Genomic DNA, 8,287 nt, shown 5'->3' on the forward strand with positions numbered 1-8,287 from the left:
ACAGCGAGGCTTCCGGTTGGAGCATCGGATCTTGGGTCGACTGCTGTCTTGCCGGGAGCCTCGCCGCCTGCCGCGGTGACCTCGGTGACGACCTTGCCGGGCCACAGGCCCGAGGCGTCGACGTCGGCGATGGTGTCCTCGGCGACACGCTTCTGCCCGTCGCTGGTGTAGAAGATCGCCGAGCGGTAGCTGACGCCGATGTCGTTTCCCTGGCGGTTCTTCGTCGACGGATCGTGGATCTGGAAGAAGAACTCGAGCAGCGCGCGGAAGTCGGTCTTGTCGGTGTCGTAGACGACCTCGATGGACTCCGCGTGGGTGCCGTGGTTGCGGTAGGTGGCGTTCGGGACGTCGCCGCCGCTGTAGCCGACGCGCGTGGACACGACGCCGGGCTGGCGGCGGAACAACTCCTCCATGCCCCAGAAACAGCCGCCGGCGAGGATTGCCTTTTCGGTGTTCACGTCGTCTCCTTGCCTGTCGTCGTGCCAGCCCACCTGGACACGCAGGTACAGACGCTCTCCGGGTCGGCGGTATTCCCGCAGTCTCCGCGCTCCCTGGACTCCAAGGTCCATGAGGCGCGCGTCTCACCGACGTCGGGCCGCTGTGTAGCAATGAGGCTGAACTGGCACTTCGAGCCTGACCGCAGCGGTAACCAGGTGGAACATTAGTGGACTTGACAGACCAGTTTTACCGTGGCTAGGTTCGGGACGTTCGACGGGGTGGCTCTGGGAGCGATGCCGCCCGACCTGCCCGTCTGCGTCGAGGTCGACACACACCCCGCCATCCTCGGCGACATCCGCGCGCCCCAACCGCTGCCGACCAACCTGCTGCGGCACGGCGCCGAGGCGTGCCGCCGCCAATGCTGGGAAACGGAACTGCGCTCCTCGTGCCAGCGCAGACGAGGGCTGGATACAGGGAGGTGTCTGATGAAGGCGATCGTGGTGACGGACGAGGCTGCGGGAACGGCCGGGATGACGCTGGTCGAGCGGCCTGAGCCGGAACCGGCCCTCAACGACGTCGTCGTCCAGGTTCACGCGTCGGGGTTCGTCCCGACCGAGTTGGCGTGGCCCTCGACCTGGACCGATCGCCTCGGCCGTGACCGGACGCCGTCGATACCCGGGCACGAGCTGGCCGGAGTGGTCAGCGCTCTCGGGTACGGCACGACGGGACTGTCGGTGGGACAGCGGGTGTTCGGGCTCACCGACTGGACCCGCGACGGCACCCTGGCGGAGTACGTGGCCGTCGAGGCCCGCAACCTCGCGCCGCTGCCCGGTGACGTCGACTTCACTGTGGGAGCGAGCCTGCCGATCTCAGGTCTGACCGCCTGGCAGGGGTTGTTCGAGCACGGCCGCCTTCGGGTGGGGCAGAGCGTCCTCGTGCACGGCGCGGCCGGCGCAGTCGGGTCGATGGTGACGCAGCTCGCGCGTGAGTTCGGCGCCCACGTCATCGGCACCGGGCGCGCTGCCGACCGTGACAGGGCGCTGGACTTCGGCGCACACGAGTTCGTCGACCTCGGCAACGAGGCCCTGGAAGACGTCGGCGGAGTGGATCTGGTTTTCGACGTCATCGGCGGTGACATCGGGAAGCGTTCGGCAGGCCTCATTCGCGCCGGAGGAACACTGGTCTCCGTTGTCGGGCCGTCCGAGGCGCGGCCCGCGGACGGCCTGGCGACAGATTTCGTGGTGATGCCTGATCGCCCCCAACTGGGGGAAATCGTCCAGCGGGTACGGGACGGGCGACTGCGGACGAACATCGGCGCCGTCGCAGACCTCGACGACGCCGTCGCCGCTCTCAACCCGACCGAGCGGATCACCGGAAAGACGATCATCCGCGCTCGCTCCTAGGCCCGAGGGCAACCCTCGTCGCGGAGCGGGTTGTTCGCCGATGTTGGCCGCCTGCCACTGGACGGGATGGCACCCTGAGCACGTGGGTTGGGCAGTGAGCCGAGGGAAGCTGGCATCGGGATTACCGTGAACGGCCTCTGATGCGTACCGCGTTGATCGTAGTGGCCGCGCTGACGACCGCAGTGGTCGTGGACCTGATCTCTGGCCTGGTCTTTCGCCGGGTAGCCCGTGGCCGGTACCAGTGGCTGCTCGAGCCGCTGCGGCATGCCTGCCGCCGCCCGGCCGCGGCGCTGCTGCTGGTGGGGGCGCTGTACTACGCGCTGCCGTTGGGTCCGGCCGGGTGGCAGCGTCATCTGCGGCACATCGTCCTGGTGGCTCTGGTGCTGTCCGGGGCATGGTTAGTGATCAAGGCGTTGCACGTCGCCGAGGCGGTCGCATTCAGTCGACTGCCGGGTGACGCGGTCGCCAGCCGACGGGTCCGGCGGGCCCGGACGCAGATTCGCCCCGTGCGGCGGCTCACCGTCGCCGTGGTCACCATCGTCGCGATCGGCCTGATCCTGATCACCTTTCGGCCGGTACGCCTCTTCGGCGTCTCCGTGTTGACGTCGGCCGGGGTGGTCGGGGCGTTGATCGGTCTGTCGGCCCGTACCGCGCTGGGCAACGCGTTCGCCGGTGTCCAGGTCGCTTTCGCCGACGGATTGCATGTCGGCGACGTGCTGGTGGTGGACGGCGAATGGGGCCGCGTTGAGGAGGTGAAACTGACCAACGTGGTGATCCGGCTCTGGGACGAGCGAATGCTCATCCTGCCGACGACCTACTTCACCGAGCGGCCGTTCCAGAACTGGACCCGGAATGAGTCCAGAGTGATCGGCAAGATCCAGATTCATGTCGACCACACCGCCGACCTGGACGACCTGCGCCGGGAAGCACGCCGGCTGGTCGAGTCCTCAGCGCTGTGGGATCGCGACCAGTGGGTGCTCCAGATGGTCGACTCCACCCCGCAGACGGTGGTCATCCAGGTGCAGGCTTCGGCCGCCGACGGCGCCAGCGCCTGGGACCTGCGCTGCGACCTGCGCGAGGGAATGCTTCGCTACCTTCGCGACCGCCATCCCCAGTGGCTGCCCCGCACCCGCAGTCAGTACCAGCCGTGACCGATCAGACCCGCCCGCTCTCCTCATCCCGCCAGCCGTCGGGCTGAGGGTGATAGCCGTATGCCGCGGCTCGAACCGTCTCCTCGTTCTCCAGCCCAGAGCCAATCGCGCCGCCGACGGTGGCCAGCGAGCTGGTGATCCAGGCGAGCGTCAGATAGTCGGTGAAGTGGACTGGCCGCTGCAAGGTCTGTTCCAACACGGTTGTGTCGACCAGCAGCGCCCCGACGAGCACCGTTCCCACGAACAACACCACGTAGGACAGCACCGTTGCCAGAGTGAGGGTGAGGATCGTACCCAGGTTGAACAGCCGTGCCAGCTCACTCGGCGTCTCGCGGCTTGGCTTCTCCCACAGGTCGTGCGCGACGATCAGCCAGGCCACCAACGCTGTCAGCCCGAGCAGCATGATCACGGCAAGCCGGAGTCCGCCGAGGGCGTCGCCCATCTGCCAGATGGTGTCCGTGGTGAGCGCGAACGCGGCCGTGCCGAACGCGCCGACCAGCAGCTTCGACAGGCCCAGCAGGGCGCGCCCCGGACGGTTGGCGCGAACCATGCCGATCAACAGCCGTAGTCGGCCGATGAACCGCGAGGCGACGTAGCGCCGCTCACCAGTGTCGGTCTCGCCGACCACCCGGTGGATGGCGGGAACCCGGCTTGCCATCGTGGCCGGTGCCCAGCCGGCCGGCGGCATCCGCTCGTCGGAGGCGTCGGTCAGCAGCCGGCTCACCAGATCCGGAACGGCTGCGCGGGCCGCTCGCAGCTGGTGCAGTCCCAGGGCGGGCAGGGACACCACCGCGACTCGACGCCGAGCGGAGGTCTGCACGACCAGCGGCACCCGCTCAGCATGCAGCGGCAGGTCGGTCAGGCAGATTGCGACGTCCCACTGGTCGTCGGCGCGCCGCTGGGCAAGATCATCGAGTAGTGCCTCAACGCCGCCGTCGCGGCGCGGCGCTACTGCTCCCCAGCCTTCCCGGACGGTCCACCGCACGTCCGCGTTGACCCGCTCGGCGAGCCCGCTGGTCAGTTCGGTGGTGAGCCGCGCGGCCACCCGGGCCGGATGATCCGGCGGGGTTGCCACGAGCCCGACGACGATCTCCGGGCGGTCCTGTGCACTCTGCGTCATCGATGCTCCTCGCCGGTAGCCGGGCTCGGCCGCTGGCCGCGAACGACACCGGGGGACCTACGCGCCGTCGCGGCAGCTCCCCGTGCCGGCTGAGGTAGCGGGAGCAGGCCACCGAGAGGAGCACCCGACCAGCCCGTACAGCGCCACCGCGACGCACTCGTCGAACCGGGCGCCCCGCCCACGCAGCCTAAGAGACCACCCCCGGTCGGTGCGGCGGATTCAGTGGAAGGGGCTCACGGTCAGGACGATTCGTCCGAAGACCTCGCCACCGTCCATCTTCTGGTGCGCCACCACCGCCCGCTCCAGCGGCAGAACCTCGTGCACCACGGTCTGGAGTTCCCCGCGAGCGGCGGCGGCGAACTGCTCCGTGCGTACGGCCTGTCGAGCGGCCGCCGTCACCGTCGCCGCGCTGAAGGTGGCGAACGACATCGACTTCTGGAACGCGGCCATCAACCTCGTCCCGAAATCCGCTGGCGGTTGGCCGCCGACCGCCCCGACGGCCACGAGCCGGCCGTTGGGGTTGAGTCGGTCGAAGAACGCGGGCATGTCCGGGCCCGCGACGACGTCGATGATGACGTCGTAGCCGGTGGGACCGTCCGAACCCCCAGCCCCGGAGCGGTCCAGCACGTGGGTAGCACCAAGGCTGCGCAGCCGGCGGCCGCGCTCAGGCGACGAGGTCGTGACCGCGACGGCGCTGGCACCACCGCTGGCGGCGAGCTGCACCGCCATGATCCCGATACTGCCGGCCGCGCCACGGACCAGGACCGTCTCGCCGGGCGAGAAGTGCGCGTGGGCGAGGCCGAAGTGAGCCACGCCCCCGGAGCTGCCGAGCGTCACCGCGTCGACTGCGGAGAGGCCCGCCGGCAGGGACAGAACCTCAGCGATCGGGGCGACCGCCTGCTCGGCGTAGCCGCCGCCCGTACCCGTGAAGGCCCAGACGCGTTGCCCGATCCACGCGGGGTCGACGCCGTCGCCCACGGCCGTGATCGTGCCGGCAACCTCGCCGCCCGGAATGTGACCCTCGCGGAAGCCGTACGCGGCCAGAGCGCCGCTTCGGATCAGGACGTCGGCGCCAGCCACACCGGCCGCCTCAATGGTGATCAACGCCTGCCCCGGAGCGGGCACCGGGACAGGAAGGTCGACGACCGCCAGCCCACGGGGATCGCCGAACTTCCTGATCATTACTGCCTTCACTGATCGTCACCCTTCCCACGTCAGTCCTGCGGACGCCCGAACGGTAGTGGACGGATGCGTCCGTTTAGCTAGAGTGAGGGAGTGGGTGGCCATCTGACTCAGAACCTGCGGTCGGACGCGCTGGACAACCGTGAGCGCATCCTCGACACCGCCCGGGCGGTTTTCGCCGCCGAAGGCATGGACGTGCCGATGCGTGAGATAGCCCGACGCGCCGGAGTCGGCCCCGCCACCCTCTACCGCCGATTCCCCACCAAGCAGGCGTTGGCCACGGAGGCGTTCGCGGATCAGATGAACGCGTGCGTCGCCGTCGTCGACGAAGGGCTCACCGACCCTGACCCCTGGCGCGGCCTGTGTCTCGTGATCGAACAACTGTGTGAGCTGCAAGCCCGAAGCCGAGGCTTCACCGCGGCGTTCACCTCGGCATTTCCCCACGCCGTGGACCTCGCCGCGAAGCGCGAAGCCGCCCTCACCTCGCTCGCCGAACTGATGCGCCGGGCCAAGGGCACCGGCCACCTGCGGCCGGACGTGGGCCTGGACGACCTCGTTCTCATGCTGATGGCCAACGGTGGCCTGTACGCTACCTCGACGAACGCGCGGGCTGCCGCCTCTCGGCGCTTCGCCGCGCTCACGATCGAGGCGTTTCGCACCTGATCGGCACCCGGCTGGCGGCACGCGGACAATGGGGCGATGAAGCGAGAAGTGAACCTGATGCGGTTGACCGGCACGCGTGCCGACGGCGCGGTGGCGACGGGCGCGGCGGCTACCGGCGCGCGGGCTGCGGGCGCGGCGTCGGTCGGTGCCCTCGCCGTGGGGGCGCTGGCCGCCGGGGCCGTGGCCGTCGGGGCGCTGGTCATCGGGCGGCTGGTGATCCGCCGGGCGGTCGTGCGGGAGTTGCGCGTCGGCCGGTTGGAGATCGACGAGTTGGTGGTGCACAGCCGACCCACTGCTGAGGCATGACCCACGCGACACCGTTCGGTGCGCGCTCGGGCCGCCCGGGACGGGGTGGACAGCCTGTCGGTCTGCCCACCCCGCTGAGAGCGCCTCAGTAGCGACGCAGGATGCGCTTGTCGGCGTCCAGGTGGCGGTCGAGTTTGATCACGATGAACTCGTTGTTGTCCGCCTGGCCGGCCGTCCGGCCCGCCGACGACGGGAAGTTGTTGTCATTCAGGACGGCGAGCGTGCGGTCATCGAGGATCACCACGTCCTCGATCGTCTGGAACGGGAACGTGAACGGGTCACCGAACCCACCGACGTGGCGAGGGTTGGCGATTGCCATCAGGTCGGCGACCAGCGTCTTGTCGAGCAGTCCGTCGTGGTTCCGGTCGCGCTTGTCGGCGAGATAGATCTTCTTGACCTGTGCCGTCTCGCCCTGGCCGTTGTCCCGCTCGATGATCAGGAAGCGGTCGCGATCGACCATGATGGCGTCACCGATCGCGTGCGCGGGAGAGTCGAGCGCGTAGGCCCAGCGTCGGCCGGTGTAGGCGTTGGTCCGGGTGTCGAACTCGTTGAGCCGGAGGGTGCCGGCCGGATCACCAGTGGTCGTGCCCTCAAGCAGCGGGTAGAGCGTGCGACCGTCCGGCGACTGGGCCATTCCCTCGAAGCCCTTGCTGCTGGCGAGGTTGGCCGGGGTCGTGCCGCGGCCCGGGTTCTCGGGGGCGAAGACTCCGGGCAGCGGCACCGGCGTCTGCAGCAAGCGGCCCGCCCGGTCGAAATGCAGCAGGTACGGACCGAATTCGTCACCGACCCAGTACGTGCCATCCGCCGTCCGGGTGATCGATTCGACGTCGAAGTCGGCTCCGGTGAGCACGCGGTCGGCACGAGTGAGCGGGAATGGCACCTTGCCGTGCGGGTCGGTCAGGTTGATGCCACCGAGCACGTCCACGGCACCGCTGCCAAAGTCGGGCGCTACCCGCTGAACACGCAGCACGAAGTCGGCACTGTTGGCCTTGTTGCCGAAGCCGTTGTCGGACAGCACGTCGAAGGTGCCGTCGGTGTTGCGCAGGACGCCGCTGAACCCCTGGATCGGCTGGTCGGCGAACGGCGGGGTGATCCCGTTGATGGGGGCACTGCCGAGCGACGAGCCGGACGGTTCGCTGCCGGGAACGAAGGTTGCCGCCGGCAACGCGGCGAACGACAACAACTCGGCCTGGTCCCACGTGTTCCGCTCGGCCGCCGCCGCGGTCGCGGCGCCCGGCAGCGTCAGGGTCAACGCGACCGCCGCAGCAGTCAGGCCCACCCGCTTGCTTACTGCCATCAATCCTCATCTCTCCAGGTACGAGCAGAGCGTTCTCGGTCCGCTGGCACCGTAGAGCGATGTGGTGAACTCGAACTGGCCACAGGGGAATGTCCGCTCAAACCGCCGGCGGATGCCGCACGGCTGTCAGCCGCGCCGGGCCTCCCGCCTGCCGACGTACGGCTGGCGGGAGGCCCGGCGTCGGTCAGCCGTCAGCGGCCCTGCAGGCGCTTCACGTTGTCGCCGAAGGTCCACCCCTTCGACCCGTCCCAGTTCGCCGACCAGGTCATCAGGCCCTTGAGGCCGGGTACGGAGTTCCACGCCTGCGTGACCAACGACGTCGACAGGTGGCCGCCGCCGGCCCCGATCTGCGCGGGCAGGCCCGGGACCTGCTTGTCGTACGGCACCCGGATGGTGGTGCCCTGGATGGTGAGGCCGTTGTTCAGGCACTGGGTCTGCACCGTGAAGCCCTGCACGGTGCCCGCCGGGTACGAGTCGCCGGCGCAGCCGTACATGCTGCCGTTGTAGTACTGCATGTTCAGCCACCAGAGCCGGCCGTTGTCCACGTACTTCTTGATGATCGGCAGGTACGAGCCCCAGATCGAGCCGTAGACCACGCTGCCGCCGGTGACGTAGGCCGTCTCCGGAGCCATGGTCAGGCCGAAGTTCGACGGCATCCGGGCCAGCACGCCGTCGATGATCCGGATCAGGTTGGCCTGCGACGTGGACAGGGTGTTGATGTTGCCGC

Annotated in this window: 8 protein-coding genes and 1 pseudogene; 4 read left to right on the forward strand and 5 right to left on the reverse strand. The window is 69.2% G+C overall.

Going from position 1 to position 8,287, the window contains the following annotated elements; genetic code table 11:
• The coding region (gene msrA / locus ABZ749_RS23035; protein ID WP_357230957.1) for a peptide-methionine (S)-S-oxide reductase MsrA at window positions 1–458 on the reverse strand (458 nt) is incomplete at its 3' end.
• A gap of 231 nt (window positions 459–689) precedes the next feature.
• On the opposite strand from msrA, the gene ABZ749_RS23040 reads away from it, so the two are divergent.
• Entirely contained in the window at window positions 690–1,841 is a 1,152-nt protein-coding gene (locus tag ABZ749_RS23040; RefSeq protein WP_357230937.1) for an NADP-dependent oxidoreductase, read from the forward strand.
• A 140-nt stretch (window positions 1,842–1,981) separates the two neighbouring features.
• The gene (locus tag ABZ749_RS23045) at window positions 1,982–2,992 is read left to right on the forward strand and encodes a mechanosensitive ion channel domain-containing protein (RefSeq protein WP_357230940.1); all 1,011 of its coding nucleotides are present in this window, start codon (window positions 1,982–1,984) and stop codon (window positions 2,990–2,992) included.
• Window positions 2,993–2,996: 4 nt separating this feature from the next.
• Here the strand turns inward: ABZ749_RS23045 and ABZ749_RS23050 are convergent, their stop codons facing one another.
• A complete protein-coding gene (locus ABZ749_RS23050; RefSeq protein ID WP_357230943.1) occupies window positions 2,997–4,112 on the reverse strand; it encodes a hypothetical protein in 1,116 nt (371 codons plus the stop codon).
• A 219-nt stretch (window positions 4,113–4,331) separates the two neighbouring features.
• Window positions 4,332–5,306: a zinc-dependent alcohol dehydrogenase family protein gene (locus ABZ749_RS23055; protein ID WP_357230945.1), complete on the reverse strand. Its 975-nt coding sequence runs from the start codon at window positions 5,304–5,306 to the stop codon at window positions 4,332–4,334.
• 81 nt (window positions 5,307–5,387) lie between these two features.
• Here ABZ749_RS23055 and ABZ749_RS23060 point away from each other — a divergent pair, with 81 nt between their 5' ends.
• Complete coding sequence (locus ABZ749_RS23060) at window positions 5,388–5,957, forward strand: helix-turn-helix domain-containing protein (protein ID WP_357230948.1); 570 nt, start codon at window positions 5,388–5,390, stop codon at window positions 5,955–5,957.
• Window positions 5,958–5,993: 36 nt separating this feature from the next.
• Entirely contained in the window at window positions 5,994–6,263 is a 270-nt protein-coding gene (locus ABZ749_RS23065) for a hypothetical protein (protein ID WP_357230951.1), read from the forward strand.
• An 85-nt stretch (window positions 6,264–6,348) separates the two neighbouring features.
• Here the strand turns inward: ABZ749_RS23065 and ABZ749_RS23070 are convergent, their stop codons facing one another.
• Window positions 6,349–7,560 carry an esterase-like activity of phytase family protein gene (locus tag ABZ749_RS23070; RefSeq protein WP_357230954.1) on the reverse strand — a complete coding sequence of 404 codons (1,212 nt, stop codon included), beginning with the start codon at window positions 7,558–7,560 and terminating at the stop codon, window positions 6,349–6,351.
• A gap of 191 nt (window positions 7,561–7,751) precedes the next feature.
• Window positions 7,752–8,287, reverse strand: a pseudogene (locus tag ABZ749_RS23075) (glycoside hydrolase family 18); the annotation flags it as partial.

Source organism: Micromonospora sp. NPDC047753 (assembly GCF_040642735.1).
Taxonomy (GTDB): Bacteria; Actinomycetota; Actinomycetes; order Mycobacteriales; family Micromonosporaceae; genus Micromonospora.